This is a genomic window from Hymenobacter negativus (assembly GCF_017571495.1).
GTDB classification, from domain to species: domain Bacteria; phylum Bacteroidota; class Bacteroidia; order Cytophagales; family Hymenobacteraceae; genus Hymenobacter; species Hymenobacter negativus.
In genome coordinates, this window is the sequence record NZ_JAGETZ010000013.1 from 174,437 (window position 1) to 194,276 (window position 19,840).

Here is a 19,840-nt window from a genome sequence, read left to right on the forward strand (position 1 = left end):
GCCCCACACCAGCCTGCTGCCGACGCGCTGGGAATAAACTCCCGAAACCAAGCGTGTATAGAGGCTGCCGGCTTGCCTGGCGCAACAACCAGAAAGCAAGCGTAAGTTTGCAGGCGTAAGTCTAAAAATCGGTTTATGTAATAGGTGATTTCTTTCAACAATAGGACGGCCCAGTCGCACGGCGAAGGGCTGTAATATGCTGTTTTTGAAGAAGAAATCATGCTAAATATACAAAACCTTGGGTACGCACACCCCAATAAAGACGTGCTGTTCGACGGCCTGAACCTGGTGATTAACTCTCACCAGAAAGTGGCCCTGATTGGGAATAACGGCGCCGGAAAGTCCACGCTCCTTCAACTTATTGCTGGTCTTTTGCTGCCCGCCACCGGGCGCATAAGCGCCAGCGCACCACCGTACTACATTCCCCAGCATTTCGGGCAGTTTGATGGCCTGACGGTGGCCCAGGCCTTGGGCGTTGAAGGAAAAATTGTGGCCTTGCAGGAAATCCTGGACGGGCAGGCGACGGACGCCAACCTTGCCGCGCTGGACGACGACTGGACCATTGAGGCGCGCAGCCAGGAGGCCCTGCAACACTGGGGCCTGGCAGAGCTGTGCCTGACGCAGCCGATGGCTGCCCTCAGCGGCGGGCAAAAAACGCGGGTTTTCCTGGCCGGCCTCGCCATTCATCGGCCCGAAATCGTGCTGCTGGACGAGCCCAGCAACCACCTGGACACCGGCGGTCGGCAGTTACTCTATGACTTTATCAGCACCAGTCCGGGCACCATGCTGGTGGTAAGCCACGACCGCAAGCTGCTCAACCTGCTCGACTCGGTAGCGGAGCTGAGCAGGCGCGGTATCACGCTTTATGGCGGAAACTATGACTTCTACGCCGGGCAAAAACAGGTGGAAAATACGGCGCTGCACCACGACGTAAAAAGCAAGGAGAAAGCCCTGCGCAAAGCCCGGCAAACCGAGCAGGAAACCCTGGAGCGCAAGCAAAAGCTGGATGCCCGGGGCAAGAAAAACCAGGACAAGGCCGGCCTGCCCGCCATCATGCTTGGCATGATGCGCAACAGCGCGGAAAACAGCAGCGCTCGCCTCAAAAGCCTGCACGCGGAGAAAGTGGGCAATGTTTCGCAAGAGCTAAGCGAGCTGCGCAAAGGATTGCCCGACCTCGACAAAATGAAGTTTGGCTTCGATAATTCGGCGCTGCACAAGGGCAAAATCCTCATCACGGCCACCGGTCTGAACTACAGCTACGGCCCGCATCCGTTGTGGCGCCCGGCGCTGAGTTTCCAGTTGCACAGCGGCGAACGAGTGGCGTTGCGGGGTCTCAACGGCAGCGGCAAGACCACGCTCATCCGTCTGCTTCTCGGCCAACTGGCCCCACAAGCTGGTACTCTATACCGAGCCGAGGTGCAGGCGGTATACATCGACCAGGATTATTCGCTCATTAACAGCCAGCTAATGGTGTATGAGCAGGCGCAGCAATTCAACACCACGGCCCTGCAGGAGCACGAAATCAAGATTCGCCTCGCCCGTTTCCTGTTCACGAAAGACGACTGGGACAAGCCCTGCCGTGCCCTGAGCGGTGGCGAAAAGATGAGGTTGCTGTTGTGCGGCCTCACTATCCGCAGCCAGGCGCCCGACCTCATCATCCTCGATGAACCCACCAATAACCTCGATATGCAGAACCTGGAAATCCTGACGGCTGCCCTCAACGACTACCAAGGTACGCTGCTGGTGGTATCGCACGATGCCTATTTCCTGGAGCAAATCCGGGTGGAGCGAAGTATCCAGCTGGCATAGCGCTCAAGTCTTGCGTATTGTTGTTCCATTGCTGCTTTGCTTGCTAAATGACGCCACCCACCACTCTGCGCGAATCCGCTGTGCTTATCCCCGTATTTCGCAACGCGTCCGGCGAAGCTACGCTCGTGTTGGTGCGCCGTGGCGACCACGGCGTGCACGGTGGGCAGCTAGCGTTTCCCGGTGGTAAACGCGACCCCACCGACGCCTCGCTGCTGGGTACGGCCCTGCGCGAAACTGAGGAGGAAATCGGCCTGCCGGCTCCTGCCATTGAAGTGCTGGCTGCGCTGCCACCGGTCCAGACGCGCACTTCGGGCTTTCACATTGCTCCGTTTCTGGCCCGCATAGTCCCGCCGCTCACCTGGCGCTTCTCGCAGCCCGAAATTGCCGAGGTCCTCGAAGTCCCTCTCCGGCACTTCACCGACCCTGCCAACGCCGGGCAGGAACTGTGGCACTTCCCCAGCCAGCCCACGCCCGAGCTGATTTCCTTCTGGCGGGTGGGGCCGCATCACCTGTGGGGAGCCAGCTACCGCATGCTGCTCCCGCTGTTGCCGCGCTTGCTGGCAGGGGAGTGGGAGCTGTAGCGTCAGCGCTGTTTCCCGGTCGCACGGGTGCGCCCTAGTGCCATAAACCGACCTTGATTTCTCTTTGATTCACAGCACCTCTTTGCACCTTGGTAATAGGTCAGAGGAGGGGTTCAATAAATTTTGGCCAGATACTTTGAAATGCAAAGTTCTTTTGCTTGCTTTGTATTGTTCTTCCGCACACCGCTAGCTCTCAGTTGTCTATCCAAGTAAAGGCTGGTTTCAAAGCATGGTTCTAGGCCAGTGCATGCCCGTCTTCGGCTTTGGTTTCGGGATGGTGCAGAAACCTGAGCTTTTCCTAATTCTGTTCGTTTACCCGCATTTTTATTCACTTAAAGTCCTGCAATTATGACGCTCCCTCAAAGCATTGCTCGCTTGGTGCTGGCCACAGCACTGTTGTTGTTGATTCCTCTGGTAGCTATGCAGTTCACCAAGGAAGTAACCTGGACATTGGACGATTTTATTGTTGCAGGCCTGCTGCTATTTGGTGCGGGCCTCACCTACACGCTGGTGGCGCGTATGGGTGGCAGCGGTACCTACCGGGTGGCGGCTGGCATAGCGGTGGTAGCCGGCCTGCTGCTCGTTTGGGGAAATCTGGCCGTGGGCTTCATTGGCAGTGAAGACAACCCGGCCAATCTGCTCTATGGCGGGGTGCTGGCCGTTGCTCTCATTGGTGCTATTGCCGCACGCTTCCGGCCGCTAGGGATGTCCCGCGCAATGTTTGCGACGGCGCTTACGCAGTTTTTGGTACCGCTCATTGCCATGCTAATCTGGCGGCCGGAGGTTGACATGGGCATGTTCCAGTTGCTGGCGCTGAATACCGCCTTTGCTGGCCTATGGGTCGGTTCGGGCTGGTTATTCCGGCGGGCCAGTCCCTCGCCGCTGAAATAGCATAGGGTACCTGCCGATTTCCCGACTGCTAGGGATGTCCAACTCCGTGTTTGCTGCACCACTGGCCTATGTACTGGGCACGGCCGTTGCACTGCTCGTCTGGACGAGCACCAGCACTGCTGCTGAATTCTAGGCACCTATAGTAAATGTGCTGGTCGCGAAAGGGGGCATTTGCGGGGTTGTGGGCCGTTGCGGCACTGCTGTTTCGCCGCGCCAGCGCTACCGACTTGGCTGCTATACATCAATTGACGCAACAAATGCGGGCTCCGTGCTGCCCATACTTATTCGCAATTCTGAACCCAAAGGCATCAGCGCCGGCAAAGACTTCTTTTGTCGGCGCCGATGCCTTTGATGCTTTCACGGCTGACGGACCCATATTGTTGCGCCCACTAGCACTGATTATCTGCAAGGCTTAGGCTCACTGCTGATAGAGCATCATCCACAAAACAATACTGAGGGGCGAGTGGTCTTAGGGCGTGCCGCTTTGCCAGAAAGTGGCTGACCAACATTTGCTCATCTTAAGCACTATGAACATTGGAATCATCGGCGCCGGCCACATCGGCAGCGCTTTGGCCGTACGGCTCACCAGTCTCGGCCACTCGGTATACATCGCCAACTCGCGCGGCCCCGAAACCCTGACGGACCTGGCCCAGAAAACCGGCGCTACTCCCATGCCGGCCCGCGAAGCGGCACGGCACGGCGAGATTATCGTGGTCACCATCCCATTGAAAAGCATCCCTGACCTGCCCAAGGACCTATTCGAAGGCGTGTCCGCCGAGGTGCCCATTATCGACACGAGCAACTACTACCCGCTGCTGCGCGACGGCCAGCTGCCCGAGCTGGAAACCAGCGACCTCACCGAAAGCGAGTGGGTGCAGCAGCACCTGGGTCGCCCGGTGCTCAAGGTGTTCAACAACATCTTCGCCGCCCACCTCGAAAACAACGGCCAGCCCGCTGGCACGCCCGGCCGCATCGCGCTGCTGGTGGCCGGCGACGATGCCACTACCAAGCAGAAGGCTATGGCCCTGGTTGAGGAACTGGGCTTCGACGCCGTGGATGGCGGCAGCCTGCACGAGTCGTGGCGGCAGCAGCCGGGCTCACCGCTGTACTGCACCGATTTGCCGGCTGCCGAAGTGCAGCAGCATCTTGCCAGCCTGGGCACCCAGCGCACACCTGAGCAGCACGCCCAATTCCTGGCCAACCAAGAGGCGTCGGAAAAACAGCTGCAGGCGCAAGGCGTCAAGCTTTAGTGCTTCTCAATCGTCAGGCAGTTGTTTCTAACCAAGTCCCAACAAAAAAGCCCCGGCAATTGCTGGGGCTTTTTTGTTGGGACTTGGTTAGAAAATTATTGTCCCGGCAACCCATAAGGAGCGTTGCTGAGGCCGCGACTACAGAAAACGGGAAATCCTGCGTTACGTAACCATACAGGAATGGCCCTCACAATGAGTGCTTCCCACACTTACGCTGGCATCGGCGTAATTTCACCATGACCATCCCCCCGCTTACCGTCATAGATGTCCGGCACGAAGCACCGGGAGTAGAAAGCTATAAAAATATTCCCGTTGCGTTGGTAAATGACCACGTAGTGAGACTCAGTGTCATGAATGAGCCATTTTATTGGCATTACCATCCCAACAGCGACGAAGTGTTTTGGGTGGTAGAAGGCACCCTGTGCATCGACTTAGAAGAAGGGACGGTAGAATTATCGCCTGGCCAGCTATTCGCTATTCCTGCCAACGTCCGCCACCGTACCCGCCCCCTGGGAGTCCGGTCGGTCAACCTCACTTTTGAGCGTGCGGACATTGAGACGATTAAAGTCTAGTCTTCAGGAAAAAGGCAAAGCGCGCGGGTCGCATTAGCTCGGGCTTTGCTGTTACAAGCCAGTTCCTGCGCGCCGCTGAGGGAACAGCAGATGCTGTGATGCCCCGCGTGCCCGCTGCGGAAGAAACCGAAGCTTCGGAGTAGTGTCAGTGACAGGGGAGAAGTCTACTGTTTCCTTAACTTGGCGTATGAATTTGCCTTCTTCTGCTTTCGTCGCCACGTTTGGTGAATGCGACTTATATGTGGTAGAAGGCCACAATTGGGTTCTGAAACGCGGCTCTCATTCTCTCGACACCGCTACGTTGAAAAACGACAAAACGCCCGGTTGGCTGCCGCTGCTGGAGCAAGACTATGCGGATTTTCAGGAAGCCCTTGTTCACGGCCTGACCCATCTAGGGCCAGAAGAATCGGCGCTCCGATTGGTGGCCTTTCCAGCGCAAGACCTAGTTCTGCTCGGATTGGCTAGTCCCTCCGCTTACTGGGTCGATTTGGCTTTGCGATGGGTAGGGAAGATGGGAACATGGCCCGCGCTGCTTCCTGCCCTGCATGCATTGTCGCTCGACCCTTACTTACCTCAATCGACTCGACACACCGCCAAACGACTTTACTACACCGGTAAGCTGTAACCACCCGCGCCCCGCGCGCCCGCTACGAAAGAAACGGGGGCTTCTTAGGTAGCGGCAAGCAGGCGTGAGGAACTATGCCGATTCTTCGTAGTTTTGGATAGTATGAAAATCACGCTGGAAATCCCTGACAACAAAGCGGCCTTTATGATGGAGCTGCTGCAAAGCCTGCCTTTCGTGAAAGCCACGCCGGCCCGCACCAAAGCCAAGCGGCAGGACGAAACCGAATACCTGCTGAGCAACCCGGCCAATTCCCGCGAGTTGCTGGAATCCATTGAGCAGATTCGGCAGGGACAGGCTGTGCAGCGCGACCTGCTGGACTAATGCTGGTCAGCTTCTCTCCTAAAGCGTGGACGCACTATCTGTACTGGCAGGAAACCGACCGCGACATTCTGCACAAAATCAACGACCTCATTCGTGAGTGCACCCGTACGCCGCACAAGGGCACGGGCAAGCCTGAGGCGTTGAAAAACGAGTTGCGCGGCTTTTGGTCTCGCCGCATCAACCACGAACACCGCTTGGTGTACTAGGTGCAAGGCGAAACGCTTTTCATCGCCGCTTGCCGCTACCACTACGAAAAGTAGCCCCCACCCACCCCCGCCCCGCGCGCGCTGCGAAAGAAACGGGAGCTTCTGAAGTAGCTTTAGGTTAGCCTGCTATAGCTGCCGCTGAAGAAACTGAGGCTTCTGTGTAACTTAGTCTGAGAAGCAACGGTTTCTTGCTTCACCATCTGTTGTCTGCTAACTATGACTACCACACTCGTTTTAGAGCCTACCAATGAGTCCGACTTGCACTTGCTGCTGAGTCTGGCGCAGCGCTTGGGCGTGAAAGCCACGGCTTCGCCGGCTGCGAAGCTGTCATTGGAGGAGCGGGAGCGTCGGTTTATGGCCTTATTCGGCTCTTGGCAATCAGATGAAACCGGCGATGAAATTAACAAGATGCTGCGTGATTCTCGCCAGAGCAACAGGCCTGATATCGAGCTATGAGTGTCGGCTATTTGCTTGATACCAACATCTGTGTCCATTTTCTGCGGGGAGAACACCGCCTCAATAAAAAGCTGGCCGCAATCGGTTTGGCGCAATGTTTCATTTCGGAAATCACCATCGCGGAATTGCTATTCGGTGCCGCCAATAGTGCCCCGGCTTGGCAAGTCCGGCAGCACCAGCAAGTAGCAGAGTTTCGGGAACTGTTTGCCGAGCAAGTGCTGCCCATTGCACCCGCGCTGGAAATATTCGCCGGCCAGAAAGCGGCGTTGCGGCGGAGCGGCCGGCCAATTGATGATTTTGATATTCTCATCGGTAGCACGGCGGTTGCCCACGGCCTCACGCTCGTCACGCGAAACACTCGCCACTTCGCAGGTTTGGCTAACCTGCCGCTGGAAAACTGGATTGATAATCCATAAGCCCCACCCACCCCCGCCCCGCGCGCCCGCTGCGGAAGAAACGGGAGCTTCTTAAGTAGCTAGGCTCGAACTGATTTCCAAGGCAAAGCGTATCTTAGTAACGATGAAAACGACTGTTCAACTTCTTCCAGATGCTTCGGCTCCCGATGTAGTGCTTAGCGAAGCGCGAAAGCTTACGGCCTTCAAAACCCTGCGCCAGCGGTACGAGGCGCACGAAAAAGCGACGGGCTTAAAGTCAAGCGAGGCATTCGCGCAATTGCAAGCAGAGAAGGGTGCTCAATGACCCGCATTGTCTGCGGTGCGAGTGCGACCGGCACGGTGGCTACATCGAATACAGCATTCGCCACCTGCACCCCAATTGGGACGTGCTGACCCAGACCTATGAAATCCGCTCGATGACCGACGACGGGCGGTTCATCTACCACAGCGACTTTCAACTATTCCCGCTGGGCAGTAGCATTCCGGCCGATTTCAGCCAATACCCGCGCGCAGCAAAGGCCGCCCTGTGGCAGGCCATTTTCCGGGTGAAGCGCTACTATCTGGCCACGTTTGAGCCCGACATCGTGCAGCACCTCATCAAGCAGCCCTTTTCGGTGCCGCAACGGTTTGCCTTCTACCGCCAGCACCTGAACCTGCCCAACTACGACATCAGCCACGACCGATACAATATCTGGTACGTGCTCAAAGCAGAGTAGCCCTGCCCACCCCCGCCCCGCACGCCCGCTGCGGCAGGAACCGAAGCTTCTTAAGTAGCTTGCTAGCTTCATTAGAAGCTCCTTCTCATGTATCTACCTCTACGCCGACGAAAGTGGCGATACCGGACTCACAGCCAGCCCAACCAAGTACTTCATTTTATCCAGCCTAGTGGTACACGAAACGAGGTGGCGGGATTTTCTGAATGATATTGTGACATTTCGGCGGCACTTGCGGGCAACGAAAGGTTTGAAGCTACGAGAGGAAATTCACGCCGCTCCCTTTATCACCAATCCAGGCGCTTTAGTCCGCATCCGGCGCAATGACCGGCTCGACATATTGAAGCAATGCCTGGATTTTCTGAGCAACCGCAGCGACATTCGCATTTGCACGGTGGTCGTGAACAAAACCACGAAGCAGGCTGGCTACGACGTGTTTGAAAACGCTTGGCAGGCGCTCATCCAGCGGTTCGATAACACGCTACGCAACCGCAACTACCCAGGCGCATTCGCCGACCAGCGTGGCCTCGTGTTGCCCGACAACACCGATGGCGGCAAACTCACGACCTTGCTACGGAAAATGCGGCATTACAACCCAGTTCCCAACAACGTCGCCCACCAGACCGTAGGCGCGGGCTACCGCAACTTGGCATTGCAATCCGTCATTGAAGACCCTTTCATGAAAGATTCTGCGCACTCGTTCATTCACCAGTTGGTCGATGTAGTAGCGTATGCCGCTCGGCAGTTGTATGAGCCCAATGCCTACATGCGCAGCAAGCAAGGACACAATTTCTACGCCCGCCTGCGCCCTGTGCTCAATGCCTACGCCAACCGGGCGCATCCGCTGCACCTCGTGCAGCTATGAAAATAAAAGGGGCCACCTTGCGGCGGCCCCGGGTGAATCCTACTAGGGCGACTAGCACCCGTTCAGATTCACTGCAAACTTACAGCTTTCTGTAAGATTAAGTTGCATATATGCAAACAAGCCCCCGCCCCGCACGCCCACTGCGGAAGAAACGGGAGCTTCTTAGGTAGCGTCAGTAACAGGGGAGAAGCCTACTGTTTCCTTAACTTGGCGTATGAATTTGCCTTCTTCTGCTTTCGTCGCCACGTTCGGGAAATGCGACTTATATGTGGTAGAAGGCCACAATTGGGTTCTGAAATGCGGCTCTCAAGTTTTCGACACCGCTACGTTGAAAAACGACAAAACGCCCGGTTGGCTGCCGCTGCTGGAGCAAGACTATGCGGATTTTCAAGAGGCCCTTGTTCGCGGCCTGGCCCATCTAGGACCAGAAGAATCGGCGCTCCGATTGGCGGCCTTTCCTTCGCAAGACCTGATTCTGCTCGGCTTGGCTAGCCCCTCCGCTTACTGGGTCGATTTGGCTTTGCGATGGGTAGGGAAGATGGGAGCATGGCCGGCGCTGCTTCCTATCCTGCATGCATTGTCGCTCGACCCTTACTTACCTCAATCGACTCGACACGCCGCCAAACGACTTTACTACACCGGTAAGCTGTAACCCACCCCCGCCCCGCGCGCCCGCTGCGAAAGAAACGGGCGCTTCTGTGTAGCTTGCCTAGCCTTCAGTGACATAAGCAACACGCGATAAACCTTTGACTCCTCCGAGTAGTATTACTGTTGCCTGTTACTACTTTGGCTCGGACCTTGTAACTTTGCTTTTATGAACACGACAATCCCTAAGTCTGATGCTACCAAGCCGGTTGCGCCTGTGGTTACACCTTCAAACAGATGTGTAAACCAAACAGGTGCTTTTCGTCCTGTACAGCCGAAAGAGTTGGAAGCCAAGCGTCGCAAAGCCTATCCGTATCTGTTTTGATTCCACGCGATTTTCCGGGTAATGCTTACCCGTTCCGCTTCATAACCGAAAAGCCGCCCTATTCCCCGGGCGGCTTTTTGCTTGAGCGATATATCTGCCCGTTTCAGACTAAGAAAGGACGTCATTATATCATTCAGGCAGAAAAATACCAGCACCACATTTACGTGCTGAAGTTCTACCTAAAAGTGCATCGATTCGAGCGCGACCCTGAACCGAAGTATGCATATCAAACCAACGATGGGCCGGCTGAAGCTATTCGGATTCTGAATACTTGCCTAGCTGTAATGCTGCACATTATAAAGCGCGACCCATTGGCGTCCGGCGGTTTTATTGGTACTCCGAAGCCAGCCGAAGCAGAGAAAGACCCAACGAATGCGCAGCGCTTCCGCATCTACTCGCAGTTAGCCAGTGACTTTTTCCCTCCTGAGCGGTGGGACCACCAGCACAGTCCAGAAAAGAATGCTTATTTGCTTCTCAATAAAGAGGCATTGGCTAAAGAGCCAGCTCTGCTTGAAAACGCACAGGCTATGTTCCATGCCTTATACCCTGACTTCTCGACAAATGTGACTTGGCGTCCTATCAACGTTGCTCGTATAGGATAGAAAGCCAATTCTCTGTCGCTTAACTTGGAATGCAGTCAATAGAAGTTTAAAGTAAAATATTATGGCTAAGACTAAAATGATGACTAGAGAAGATAAATTAGCTAAACTCGATGAAGTATTCAGCCCTACTGCTCCCATCGAAAAGAGAGATTTGTTTTTCGGTCGTATAGGTCAGCTAAATGATTTGTATGGTGCGATTACCCAACGAGGTGCACATGCAGTGCTTTATGGCGACAGAGGGGTAGGAAAAACATCATTAGCTAATATGGCAATGACTGCTTTCCCAGAGGTAGTAGCTACCAAAGTAACTTGTAACAGGACAGAAGATTTTAAATCTATCTGGCAGGAGGCGCTGAAAAAAATTAGGTTCTATACCAGCCGCAAGGGAATTGGATTCAACGCGGAGGTGAGGCACGAATCGGTGCAATTAGATTTATTCTTGCCAGAAAAGGATGAGATTGGTTCTGTAGATATTCTACAGGTTTTTGAGAATCTCTCGACTCGTTTGCTTATTATTTTCGATGAGTTTGATAGCATCAGTAATGATACTATCAAAACCAAGATGGCAGACACTATCAAATCTTTGTCAGATAATGTACCGAATGTAACAGTACTCGTAGTTGGAATAGCTGATAGTGTTGCCCAATTATTGGGTGAGCATCCTTCTTTAGAAAGATGTTTGATTCAAATTCAAATGCCACGTATGTCTGAAGAAGAATTGAAGCAAATTATTGATAATGGTTTGCGTAGGCTTGAGTTAGAGATAATCGATTCTGTTAGAGAAAAGATTATTGAATATTCCTCGGGATTCCCTCATTATACCCATGCCTTGTGTAAATCAGCAGCTTATTATGCGGTGATAAATGATTCTAACACTATATCGTTGAGGATGCACTTTACTTACGCGGTAAAAAAAGCGATACAAACGACATCACAGTCATTGCGTAATTCTTATCAGCGGGCAATTATTAATTCTAGAGGTCCATCACATTTTGAGGAGGTGCTGGCGGCTTGTTCGTTAGCCAATTTAGACGAATACGACTGCTTTACTAACAGCAGCTCTTTGTCTCATTTTAAAGGCAAGAAAAAGACAAAATCTGAAATGACTACTGGCGAATTCCGGTATTACCTAGATGCTTTATGTAAAGATGAAAAAGGGCCCATACTTGAAAAAATAGGGCAGGGTTTTAATCTGCGTTATAAATTCATAAATCCTATAATGCGAGCATTCATTCGATTGAAGGTATACGATAAAAAAATCGAAGCTAATAAAGTGTTCGAGCAAGAAGACTAGTTGAAGAAATTTTGTCATATTTTAAACTGCAAAGAGTATTCACGCTCCGCCAAAAAGTCCGAAAAAGCACTCTTGCACCCCCTTTGCTAGTCCCCTCGTACAAACTTCCTAACCCGAAGCACCTACCTAAAGAGACTACGCAACATGGACTTTAAAAACTTCACCATCAAGGCGCAGGAGGCCGTGCAAAAGGCCACTGAAATCGCCGGGGGCAACCAGCAGCAGGCCGTCGAGACGGGTCACCTGCTGAAGGGCCTCTTCCAGAGCGACGAGAACGTCTTCTCGTTTCTGGCCAACAAGCTCGGGGCCAACCTCAACATCCTCACCCCGCGCCTCGACGCCATCGTGGCCGCCTACCCGAAAGTGAGCGGCGGCTCGCCCTACTTCGCCAACGAGGCCGCCGCCGCCGTGCAGCGCGCCAACGCCGCCATGAAGGACATGGGCGACGAATTTGTGTCCGTGGAACACCTGCTGCTGGGCCTGCTCGGCGGCCGCGACGCCGTGGCCACCCTGCTGAAAGACACCGGCTTCAACGAGAAGGACGCCAAAGCCGCCATCCAGGAGCTGCGCGGGGGCCGCAAGGTCACGAGCCAGAGCGCCGAAGACCAGTACCAGAGCCTGAACCGCTACGCCCGCAACCTCAACGAGCAGGTGCGCAGCGGCAAGATGGACCCCGTGATTGGCCGCGACGAGGAAATCCGCCGCGTGCTGCAAATCCTCTCGCGCCGCACCAAAAACAACCCTGTGCTGCTCGGCGAGCCCGGCGTGGGCAAAACCGCCATCGTGGAGGGCCTGGCCCAGCGCATCGTGGCCGGCGACGTGCCCGAAAACCTGCGCGACAAAACCATCATGAGCCTCGACATGGGCCTGCTCGTGGCCGGCGCCAAGTACAAGGGCGAGTTTGAGGAGCGCCTCAAGGCCGTCATCAAAGAAGTGACCGACTCCGACGGCCAGATTGTGCTCTTCATTGACGAGATGCACACCCTCATCGGGGCTGGCGGCGGGGGCGAGGGCGCCATGGACGCCGCCAACCTGCTCAAGCCCGCCCTGGCGCGCGGCGAGCTGCACGCCATCGGCGCCACCACGCTCAAGGAATACCAGAAGTACATCGAGAAAGACAAGGCCCTGGAGCGCCGCTTCCAGGCCGTGATGGTGGACGAGCCCTCGCAGGAAGACGCCATCAGCATCATGCGCGGCATCAAGGAGAAGTACGAGCTGCACCACGGCGTGCGCATCACCGACGACGCCGTGATTGCGGCCGTCGAACTGAGCTCGCGCTACATCACCGACCGGTTCCTGCCCGACAAGGCCATCGACCTCATGGACGAAGCCGCCGCCAAGCTCCGCATCGAGCTGAACTCCATGCCCGTGGAGCTCGACGAGGTGCAGCGCCGCATCATGCAGCTCGAAATTGAGCGCGAGGCCATCCGCCGCGAAGACAACAAGGACCGCGAAACCGTGCTCAGCAAGGAGCTGGCCGAGCTGGGCGAAAAGCGCGACAGCCTCAAAGCCCGCTGGGAAAGCGAGAAAGGCGTGCTCACCGGCATCCAGGAGCAGAAAGAAGCAATAGAACGCTTCAAGCTGGAAGCCGAGCAGGCCGAGCGCCAGGGCGATTACGGCCGCGTGGCCGAGTTGCGCTACGGCAAAATCCAGGAAGCCGAGCAGAAGCTGAAGCAGCTCCAGGACCAGGCCAACGCCAACAAAGACGGCGGCTCGATGCTGCAGGAAGTCGTCACCTCCGAGGACATCGCCGAAGTGGTGGCCAAGTGGACGGGCATCCCGGTGAGCAAAATGCTGCAGTCCGACCGCGAGAAGCTGCTCAACCTCGAAGCCGAGCTGGGCAAGCGCGTAGCCGGCCAGAGCGAAGCCATCGCGGCCATCTCCGACGCCGTGCGCCGCTCCCGCGCCGGCCTGCAAGACCCCAAGCGGCCGATAGGTTCGTTCATCTTCCTAGGCACCACCGGCGTGGGTAAAACCGAGCTGGCCAAGGCCCTGGCCGAGTACCTGTTCAACGACGAAAACGCCATGGTGCGCATCGACATGAGCGAGTACCAGGAGCGCCACGCCACCTCGCGCCTGATAGGCGCGCCTCCCGGCTACGTGGGCTACGACGAGGGCGGCCAGCTCACCGAGGCCGTGCGCCGCAAGCCCTACTCGGTGATTCTGCTCGACGAAATCGAGAAGGCCCACCCCGACGTGTTCAACATCCTGCTGCAAGTGCTCGACGATGGCCGCCTCACCGACAACAAAGGCCGGGTGGCGAACTTCAAGAACACCATCATCATCATGACCTCCAACACGGGTGCCGACATCATCCAAAAGAACTTCAAGGAGCTGAACGAGTACAACCACGACGAAGTGGTGGACCGCACCCGCGAAGAAGTCGTCGAGCGCCTCAAGCAGCACATGCGCCCCGAGTTCCTGAACCGCATCGACGAAATCGTGATGTTCCAGCCGCTCAAGCGCAAGGAAATCCGCCGCATCGTCGACATCCAGTTCCGCCAGATTCAGCAGCGCCTGGCCGAAGCCGGCATCAGCCTCGAAGCCACCGACGAGGTGCTCGACTTCCTCGGCGAGCAGGGCTTCGACCCGCAGTTTGGCGCCCGCCCGCTCAAGCGCGTGCTCCAGCGCATTATTCTCAACGAGCTGTCGAAAGATATCCTCTCCGGCCGCGTGTCGAAAGATGCCGTGGTAGAAGCGGTGCTGGAAGACGGCGCGGTGAAGTTCGAGAACGTGGAGATGCCAGCAGTGTAATTGTTGAGGAGTCTTGAATGGGAAAGCCCCGCCGGCGTCGTGCTGGCGGGGCTTTCTGTCATTTGCAGTTTATCTTACTACTATGAAACGTATTTTAAATAAATGCTTAAGATTAATAGTGCTTGCTGGGCTTGATTCTATGGCGGTAGTAGTTTGTGCACAGCCGTCAAAGTCTGAAACAGTGCTGCCCGCGCACACCATAAGAATCAGAGATAATCACGCTTCCAACAGTGAAGCACGGTTAAAAAGCTTGCGCTTAGAAAATGAAGCTGATACATTATTTGTAAAGAAAAGCTGGAGTGAAGACATGGGCCACGTGTATGCTGTGGGATACAGATTTAAGGAAAAAATACCCGATGGTATTTATAGATATTTTGTAAACGATACTATTGAGAGTGAAACGGTGCTTGTAAATGGGAAGCTAGAGGGAATACAGAAACGTTATACGAATGGCATCTTGTGGGAGGAGACACCATATCATTTAGGTAAGGCTAATGGATACGGTCGGTCATATGATTGGGAGGGGCCTCACAATTTGCACCTCATTGCTTATTATCACGAAGGTGATTTATACATTATAACAGGCCTTGACGCGGCTGGAAACGTAGTTAGTAGGTCATACTTTGTTGCAGGTGACGGCGGTGGCGGCCCGTACTGGGGAGAAGATAAAAAAACTGGATGGATAGGTCCGACGCCACTTACTCAAAATGGCATAACGGTAAAGGATGGTGGGTCCCGTGATGGCTTATATGAGCTTGTTAGTCCTTTGGGTAAATACCAACTTTTCTTTAAGAGTAACCTTATTGCATGGTGGAAATGGCTGGATAAAGAAGGGAGAATGGTCGTAGAAGTTCACGCGGAGCCGGGGCGGCGCTTGTGAATCTACTTTCACATCTAACAGAAACGCCCGCTACCCCGGCCGCAGCAGCCACGGCGGCGGGGCGGAGCCGCAAACCAGCCGCGAGCGGGCCGCGTTATCTTTACTTTAATCTAACCTTCTCCGGCCATGTCCATTACCCTTGAGTTGAGCGACGAAGTAACCCCGCAGGCCGAGCAATACGCCCGGCAGCAGGGCCGCAGCTTGGCCGCTTTGGTCGAGGAGTACCTGCGCCAAGTGGTGGCCAAACAGGTGGCCTAACCATTGGCCCCGGCCGTGGCGGAGTTGTATGGTATCCTATCGTTGCCGGCCGATTTTGACTACAAGACCCAGCGCGACGAGCCCGCTTCGTGATGCGCCATCTCTTTCTGGATACCAACGTCGTGTTCGACTACCTAGGCCGCCGCGAGCCCAACGGCGCGGCTGCAGGCGCCTTGTTTCAGGCCACCTACGAAGGCCGAGCCACGCTGCATGTGGCCAGTTTGAGCTTCAGCCACATTTTCTACACCTTGCGCAAGCAATGTTCGAGAACGTGGAGATGCCGGCGGTGTAATAACCGCGCGGTTCTGAATGGTAAAGCCCCGTCAGCACAGTGCTGGCGGGGCTTTTCTTGTGAACACCAGTTGCCTTACTTCTGTAGGGCTTTTATAACGCAAGCTAACGTGATTTCCAGCTTAGACTCGAGCTGTTGGAAGTCGCCCGGCAGGTGTAGGCTCCCTTCCAGGGCGAAGCGGATAAGTTGGTAGAGTGGAGCAAAAGCAATAGCCCAATATGCTTCTACAGGCAGGTCAGCTATTTGCCCTTTCTCGATGGCATGAGCATAAAAATCACGTCGTTGTTGTCGGGCAGCAGGGTCTTCCCGGTCCAAAACTGCTGCTACTAGGGGTGAGTTAATGAACTGTTCGGTGAAGCGGAATTCAATGGGGTGGGCTACAAAATACCTAAATGTATTATGCCAGAGCAGCCGCAGCCCCACTGCAAAGTCCATTGTGGCACTGAACCCCTCCAGCATGGCCTTGTCGCTGTGCTGACGCACCTCCAGGTAAACCTGGTGGAGCATGTCCAAGCGGTTTTCAAAATACAGGTAAATAGTGCCGGCCGACACGCCGGCTTTGGTTGCCAGGCGCTGCATGCTGAGCCCATGCAGCCCTTCCTCCACTATCATGGTGAGCGCCGCCCGCCGAATGGCCGCCCCTTTATCAGAAATTTTTTCTTTCGCCATATCAACAATGAATGAACGTTCATTCATTTTTTATACATTTGTGCAATTAATCACCGACAAAGGTGCCGGTGAGTCGTCCAACTTTCTATCCCCCACTACAGCCATGCAGCTTAAGCATCTAAACCTAGTTGTACCCGATGTACCCCAAGCCCAAGCATTTTTCGAAACGTTTTTCGATTTTCACGGTGAGCAAAACAAGAACAACATGCTAACCATTCTCCGTGACCCGCATGATTTTGTGTTGGTTATCACCCGCCTGACTGCCGACGACCCGGCTAATTACCCACGCTGGTTTCATATCGGATTTATCGCGGATACTCCAGAGCAGGTCCATGCCAAATACGAACAGCTGCATGCTGGCGGTGTAGCAATAGAGGCCAAGCCACGCGTATTACATGGAAGCCTTGTTTTTTACTTTTATGCCTTTGGCTACTTGCTCACAGAGGTAAGCTGTCCTCTGCCCAGTCCACCAATAAACTAGCAGTGTGCACCCATAGCCGGCAGGCAGAGGTTCTTGGCGCTGATTGGTGTGCCCTTGGCTGTCAGCAGCGCTGCCCATTTCAGCCCAAGCCACGGGCATTTCTATTTGCCCGATGGCGGCCCACTATTGCTTTTGAGTGTTACTTACGCACTTATCCTTTCGATTTCGGAATTCCATGGGGTTTAGCCTCCGGTTGCTGTTTATAACGGCTGTTTTTTTGTTGCCCGTTGCTTCCTGCCAGCAAGCAAGCTATTCTTTCCAGGGAGTGCAACAGGAGCCTGCCCATCTTGCGATGCCGATAAGTAGCGTACCGTTGCCAGCAGCGACCGAACCGCCTGCAATAGCTCAACCAACTCTCATTAGCCAGGCGCTAGCAACGAAACACCCTCGCCAACGGCCGGCTCGCACTATCCGGCTGCCAGTTGGGCGGGCCGTTGTGCTTCGCAATTCTCGTCTTCATCCCCAAATACTCGTGCGCACCTTGGCACACCCAGCGTCAGGCGTAGCCAGCCAGTCCCGGCGTGCTCCGGCAATCAGCGAGAATGTCAAGTTTGTCGCCATTTTCATAGGGGGCACATTGCTATTGCTTGCCTCGGGCTTGTTTCTCCTAATTGGGGTAGGTGGTCCACTCGCTGTAATGGGAGGAGTTATGTTGCTGCTGGCAGGACTGGCCGCCACCTTATTCACATTCTACGTAGCATCGTATAAGCATGGTAGATAAGTAGTTAGGTTTCTGATAATCTGTTCAGACTCATGCTTCCTTCGCCATTATTGCTCGCGTTACCAACTCTCGCTACCACCGCGCCGAGCGGACCCCAATCTGGGACGGGGAAGATGACGAAGAGCGCCGTCCACCAGCCCCCAACCAGTAGTTCCAGAGCGAGGCCGAAAGCAATGACAAAGTCAGTCATTCTGTTAGGCTGACTCTCGGAATGCGGCGGGGGTGAGGCCCGTCTTGTCCTTAAACAGGCGGCTGAAATACGAGGGGTTTTCGAAGCCTAGAGAGAACGCCGTTTCGCGAATGCTCAGGGAGGTGCCCAAAAGCAGCTGCTTGGCTTTTTCGAGCAGCGCGGAGTGAAGGTGCTGCTGCGCGTTCTGGCCCGTGTGCGTGCGGAGCACATCGCCCAGGTAGGCCGGCGATACGTGCAGCGCCTCGGCAAAGTGCTGCACGGTGGGCAGGGGCTGCTCGGAAGTGTGGTCCAGATAGGTAGCAAGCAGGGCCTCGAAGCGGCTGAGCAGGTCGGGGCCGTTGGCGGGCTGCATAGGAAACTGCCGGTGGTAGGCCCGGCTGGCGTACTGTAGCAGCACGTCGAGCTGCGTGCTCAGCAACTGCTGGCTGAAGGCATCGGCGGGCTGCTCGCTTTCCTGCCGCAGGCCAGTGACAGCGTAGGTCAGGAGTTGGTCTTCGGTGGGCGACAAAGCCAGAGCCTGCTGCACGCGGTACGCAAAAAACGGGTAGCTGCCCGGGAACGAGCCGGCGGGACGGCGGGCCAGTAAATCGGGGTGCACCACCACCATCCAGCCCTGTGGCTGCGCCGGCACGGCCACTCCGCCCGGTGGGCAAAACTGCACGGGCTGCCCCGGCGCATAAAATCCCAGCACGCCCTGCCGATAGTCGTACACCTGCTGCCCGTAGGGGAGCTGCCCGTCGAAGTGCCGCTTCAGCACGATGAGGTAGAGGTGGCGCAGGGCGGGTTTGGCTGCAAAGGCGGGCGGCGGGTACTGCGCCAGGTCAATCACCGTCAGAAGCGGATGACTGGGTGGGGCAAAGCCATAGTGCGTAGTAAAGTCGGCCACCGTGTTCAGAACGGTGAAGCGGCTCGTTGTAGATTTCATGCGTGTATCAACAAATAATGGCGTTTTCGTACTTTGTTGTCCTGCACATTAAGCAGCTTGTTCAAGTGAACACTGAAATGCCGTTGTGGTTGTACCTGCCAAAAAGAAGTTGTGAATAATTCGCCGTGTCTGTCATCTTGGGCTACACCAGCCTTCGACTCGAAAGCTTCGCATGACAGCCGCAAACAGTTGCCAAATTAGCAATTCAAACAATGCAGACGCTCAGCACCCAGCAGCAGGTACCCGTATATCCGTTTGAGCGGGACGAGGTAACCGGGAGCAACTTGTTCACCATCGTGCGCTCGGAAGGCGAGCTGCCCTACGAAGAGAACCTGCTGATACCGCACCGCAAGGCCTATTATCTGCTGGTTTTTGTGAAGCACAACCGCGGCCGCCACTGGGTAGATATGACCCCTTACGAGCGGAAAGACAACACGCTTTACTTCACCAGGCCAAGCCAAATCCTGGTAAAGGAGGCCGCCACGCCTTTGTGGGGAGCCTACCTCACGTTTACAAACGAGTTCCTGGCCTTGCAGCAGAACGCGGCGTTGCGGGAGCTCCCGCTCATCCAAAACCCGTACAACGGGCACGAGCTGCTGCTCACGGCGGCCGACGGCGACTTTGTGGAGGAGATGCTGGTCAAAATCGAAGCCGAATACAACCGCCCCGGCGAGTGGCAGCACCGCATGCTCACCGCTTACCTGACGGTGCTGCTCACGTACCTCAGCCGGCTATACATGGAGCAATTCACGGGCGACGAGCCGTCGGCTGACCAGCGCTTGCTGAAAACCTATCAGGCCAAGGTGGAGGAATGCTTCCGCGAGCTGCACGAGGTGGGTGCGTATGCGGCGCTCCTTCACATTTCGGCGGGCCACCTGAGCGAAGTTGTGAAAGCCCAGAGCGGCCGTCCGGCCATTAAGCACCTGCACGAGCGGCTGGTCCTTGAAGCCAAACGCCTGCTGCTGTATAGCGCGCTTTCGCTCAAGGAGCTCGCCTTCGACCTTGGGTTTTCGGATGCGTCCTACTTCAATCGCTTCTTCAAACGCGAAACCGGGACAACGCCGGCCGAGTACCGCGCCACCATCCGCAAAATGTACCAGTAATACCGCGGAATGGGTGC

General features: G+C 55.5%; 22 protein-coding genes. 20 read left to right on the top strand and 2 right to left on the bottom strand.

Annotated elements, in window-relative coordinates:
- Window positions 1-219: 219 nt before the first annotated feature.
- The 18 genes from J4E00_RS22740 (at window position 220) to J4E00_RS29645 (ending at window position 15,442) form a co-directional block, all read left to right on the top strand.
- Window positions 220-1,809 carry an ABC-F family ATP-binding cassette domain-containing protein gene (locus J4E00_RS22740; protein WP_208177578.1) on the top strand — a complete coding sequence of 530 codons (1,590 nt, stop codon included), beginning with the start codon at window positions 220-222 and terminating at the stop codon, window positions 1,807-1,809.
- A 47-nt stretch (window positions 1,810-1,856) separates the two neighbouring features.
- Window positions 1,857-2,390, top strand: a complete 534-nt coding sequence (locus J4E00_RS22745; RefSeq protein WP_208177579.1) for an NUDIX hydrolase — start codon at window positions 1,857-1,859, stop codon at window positions 2,388-2,390.
- A gap of 348 nt (window positions 2,391-2,738) precedes the next feature.
- Window positions 2,739-3,281 carry a hypothetical protein gene (locus J4E00_RS30080; protein WP_208177580.1) on the top strand — a complete coding sequence of 181 codons (543 nt, stop codon included), beginning with the start codon at window positions 2,739-2,741 and terminating at the stop codon, window positions 3,279-3,281.
- A gap of 527 nt (window positions 3,282-3,808) precedes the next feature.
- A complete protein-coding gene (locus J4E00_RS22755; RefSeq protein ID WP_208177581.1) occupies window positions 3,809-4,531 on the top strand; it encodes an NADPH-dependent F420 reductase in 723 nt (240 codons plus the stop codon).
- A gap of 350 nt (window positions 4,532-4,881) precedes the next feature.
- Window positions 4,882-5,103, top strand: coding sequence for a cupin domain-containing protein (locus J4E00_RS22760; RefSeq protein ID WP_236050049.1), 222 nt, complete (start codon window positions 4,882-4,884; stop codon window positions 5,101-5,103).
- 187 nt (window positions 5,104-5,290) lie between these two features.
- The gene (locus tag J4E00_RS22765; RefSeq protein ID WP_208177583.1) at window positions 5,291-5,728 is read left to right on the top strand and encodes a hypothetical protein; all 438 of its coding nucleotides are present in this window, start codon (window positions 5,291-5,293) and stop codon (window positions 5,726-5,728) included.
- Window positions 5,729-5,830: 102 nt separating this feature from the next.
- A complete protein-coding gene (locus J4E00_RS22770; RefSeq protein ID WP_208177631.1) occupies window positions 5,831-6,049 on the top strand; it encodes a hypothetical protein in 219 nt (72 codons plus the stop codon).
- Window positions 6,049-6,255, top strand: a complete 207-nt coding sequence (locus J4E00_RS22775) for a Txe/YoeB family addiction module toxin (RefSeq protein ID WP_208177584.1) — start codon at window positions 6,049-6,051, stop codon at window positions 6,253-6,255. The genes J4E00_RS22770 and J4E00_RS22775 overlap by 1 nt, the downstream gene beginning before the upstream one ends.
- 216 nt (window positions 6,256-6,471) lie before the next feature.
- A complete protein-coding gene (locus J4E00_RS22780) occupies window positions 6,472-6,711 on the top strand; it encodes a hypothetical protein (protein ID WP_208177585.1) in 240 nt (79 codons plus the stop codon).
- Window positions 6,708-7,127 carry a type II toxin-antitoxin system VapC family toxin gene (locus tag J4E00_RS22785; protein ID WP_208177586.1) on the top strand — a complete coding sequence of 140 codons (420 nt, stop codon included), beginning with the start codon at window positions 6,708-6,710 and terminating at the stop codon, window positions 7,125-7,127. The genes J4E00_RS22780 and J4E00_RS22785 overlap by 4 nt, the downstream gene beginning before the upstream one ends.
- A gap of 272 nt (window positions 7,128-7,399) precedes the next feature.
- Window positions 7,400-7,822, top strand: coding sequence for a hypothetical protein (locus J4E00_RS22790; protein ID WP_208177587.1), 423 nt, complete (start codon window positions 7,400-7,402; stop codon window positions 7,820-7,822).
- 91 nt (window positions 7,823-7,913) lie between these two features.
- Window positions 7,914-8,684, top strand: coding sequence for a DUF3800 domain-containing protein (locus J4E00_RS22795; protein ID WP_317196660.1), 771 nt, complete (start codon window positions 7,914-7,916; stop codon window positions 8,682-8,684).
- A gap of 214 nt (window positions 8,685-8,898) precedes the next feature.
- Window positions 8,899-9,336 (top strand): hypothetical protein, encoded by a 438-nt coding sequence (locus J4E00_RS22800; RefSeq protein ID WP_208177588.1) that lies wholly within the window; start codon window positions 8,899-8,901, stop codon window positions 9,334-9,336.
- Between the two features lie 314 nt (window positions 9,337-9,650).
- Window positions 9,651-10,256 carry a hypothetical protein gene (locus J4E00_RS22805; protein ID WP_208177589.1) on the top strand — a complete coding sequence of 202 codons (606 nt, stop codon included), beginning with the start codon at window positions 9,651-9,653 and terminating at the stop codon, window positions 10,254-10,256.
- Window positions 10,257-10,317: 61 nt separating this feature from the next.
- Window positions 10,318-11,550 carry an ATP-binding protein gene (locus J4E00_RS22810; RefSeq protein WP_208177590.1) on the top strand — a complete coding sequence of 411 codons (1,233 nt, stop codon included), beginning with the start codon at window positions 10,318-10,320 and terminating at the stop codon, window positions 11,548-11,550.
- Window positions 11,551-11,694: 144 nt separating this feature from the next.
- Entirely contained in the window at window positions 11,695-14,304 is a 2,610-nt protein-coding gene (gene clpB, locus J4E00_RS22815) for an ATP-dependent chaperone ClpB (protein ID WP_208177591.1), read from the top strand.
- An 82-nt stretch (window positions 14,305-14,386) separates the two neighbouring features.
- Window positions 14,387-15,184, top strand: a complete 798-nt coding sequence (locus J4E00_RS22820; protein WP_208177592.1) for a toxin-antitoxin system YwqK family antitoxin — start codon at window positions 14,387-14,389, stop codon at window positions 15,182-15,184.
- A 126-nt stretch (window positions 15,185-15,310) separates the two neighbouring features.
- On the top strand, window positions 15,311-15,442 hold the full coding sequence (locus J4E00_RS29645) for a DUF6364 family protein (RefSeq protein WP_236050050.1): 132 nt from the start codon (window positions 15,311-15,313) through the stop codon (window positions 15,440-15,442).
- 367 nt (window positions 15,443-15,809) lie between these two features.
- Here J4E00_RS29645 and J4E00_RS22825 read toward each other — a convergent pair whose 3' ends face one another.
- Window positions 15,810-16,430 (bottom strand): TetR/AcrR family transcriptional regulator, encoded by a 621-nt coding sequence (locus tag J4E00_RS22825; protein WP_208177593.1) that lies wholly within the window; start codon window positions 16,428-16,430, stop codon window positions 15,810-15,812.
- Here J4E00_RS22825 and J4E00_RS22830 point away from each other — a divergent pair.
- A complete protein-coding gene (locus J4E00_RS22830; RefSeq protein WP_208177594.1) occupies window positions 16,411-16,884 on the top strand; it encodes a VOC family protein in 474 nt (157 codons plus the stop codon). The two genes, J4E00_RS22825 and J4E00_RS22830, sit on opposite strands and share 20 nt — an antisense overlap.
- Window positions 16,885-17,799: 915 nt before the next feature.
- On the opposite strand, the gene J4E00_RS22835 is transcribed toward J4E00_RS22830, so the two are convergent.
- Window positions 17,800-18,720 carry a helix-turn-helix domain-containing protein gene (locus tag J4E00_RS22835; RefSeq protein ID WP_208177595.1) on the bottom strand — a complete coding sequence of 307 codons (921 nt, stop codon included), beginning with the start codon at window positions 18,718-18,720 and terminating at the stop codon, window positions 17,800-17,802.
- A 212-nt stretch (window positions 18,721-18,932) separates the two neighbouring features.
- Here J4E00_RS22835 and J4E00_RS22840 point away from each other — a divergent pair, with 212 nt between their 5' ends.
- Window positions 18,933-19,823 (top strand): AraC family transcriptional regulator, encoded by an 891-nt coding sequence (locus tag J4E00_RS22840; protein ID WP_208177596.1) that lies wholly within the window; start codon window positions 18,933-18,935, stop codon window positions 19,821-19,823.
- Window positions 19,824-19,840 lie beyond the last annotated feature (17 nt).

Excerpts from the sequence above, each read along its gene's own strand:
- J4E00_RS22785 (WP_208177586.1), top strand. The coding sequence starts at position 6,708 with ATGAGTGTCGGCTATTTGCTTGATACCAACATCTGTGTCCATTTTCTG.
- J4E00_RS22800 (WP_208177588.1), top strand. The coding sequence starts at position 8,899 with ATGAATTTGCCTTCTTCTGCTTTCGTCGCCACGTTCGGGAAATGCGAC.
- clpB (WP_208177591.1), top strand. The coding sequence starts at position 11,695 with ATGGACTTTAAAAACTTCACCATCAAGGCGCAGGAGGCCGTGCAAAAG.
- J4E00_RS22755 (WP_208177581.1), top strand. The coding sequence starts at position 3,809 with ATGAACATTGGAATCATCGGCGCCGGCCACATCGGCAGCGCTTTGGCC.
- J4E00_RS22780 (WP_208177585.1), top strand. The coding sequence starts at position 6,472 with ATGACTACCACACTCGTTTTAGAGCCTACCAATGAGTCCGACTTGCAC.
- J4E00_RS22770 (WP_208177631.1), top strand. The coding sequence starts at position 5,831 with ATGAAAATCACGCTGGAAATCCCTGACAACAAAGCGGCCTTTATGATG.
- J4E00_RS22745 (WP_208177579.1), top strand. The coding sequence starts at position 1,857 with ATGACGCCACCCACCACTCTGCGCGAATCCGCTGTGCTTATCCCCGTA.
- J4E00_RS22810 (WP_208177590.1), top strand. The coding sequence starts at position 10,318 with ATGGCTAAGACTAAAATGATGACTAGAGAAGATAAATTAGCTAAACTC.
- J4E00_RS29645 (WP_236050050.1), top strand. The coding sequence starts at position 15,311 with ATGTCCATTACCCTTGAGTTGAGCGACGAAGTAACCCCGCAGGCCGAG.
- J4E00_RS30080 (WP_208177580.1), top strand. The coding sequence starts at position 2,739 with ATGACGCTCCCTCAAAGCATTGCTCGCTTGGTGCTGGCCACAGCACTG.
- J4E00_RS22830 (WP_208177594.1), top strand. The coding sequence starts at position 16,411 with ATGAATGAACGTTCATTCATTTTTTATACATTTGTGCAATTAATCACC.
- J4E00_RS22840 (WP_208177596.1), top strand. The coding sequence starts at position 18,933 with ATGCAGACGCTCAGCACCCAGCAGCAGGTACCCGTATATCCGTTTGAG.
- J4E00_RS22760 (WP_236050049.1), top strand. The coding sequence starts at position 4,882 with ATGAATGAGCCATTTTATTGGCATTACCATCCCAACAGCGACGAAGTG.
- J4E00_RS22820 (WP_208177592.1), top strand. The coding sequence starts at position 14,387 with ATGAAACGTATTTTAAATAAATGCTTAAGATTAATAGTGCTTGCTGGG.
- J4E00_RS22765 (WP_208177583.1), top strand. The coding sequence starts at position 5,291 with ATGAATTTGCCTTCTTCTGCTTTCGTCGCCACGTTTGGTGAATGCGAC.
- J4E00_RS22775 (WP_208177584.1), top strand. The coding sequence starts at position 6,049 with ATGCTGGTCAGCTTCTCTCCTAAAGCGTGGACGCACTATCTGTACTGG.
- J4E00_RS22740 (WP_208177578.1), top strand. The coding sequence starts at position 220 with ATGCTAAATATACAAAACCTTGGGTACGCACACCCCAATAAAGACGTG.
- J4E00_RS22825 (WP_208177593.1), bottom strand. The coding sequence starts at position 16,430 with ATGAATGAACGTTCATTCATTGTTGATATGGCGAAAGAAAAAATTTCT.
- J4E00_RS22835 (WP_208177595.1), bottom strand. The coding sequence starts at position 18,720 with ATGAAATCTACAACGAGCCGCTTCACCGTTCTGAACACGGTGGCCGAC.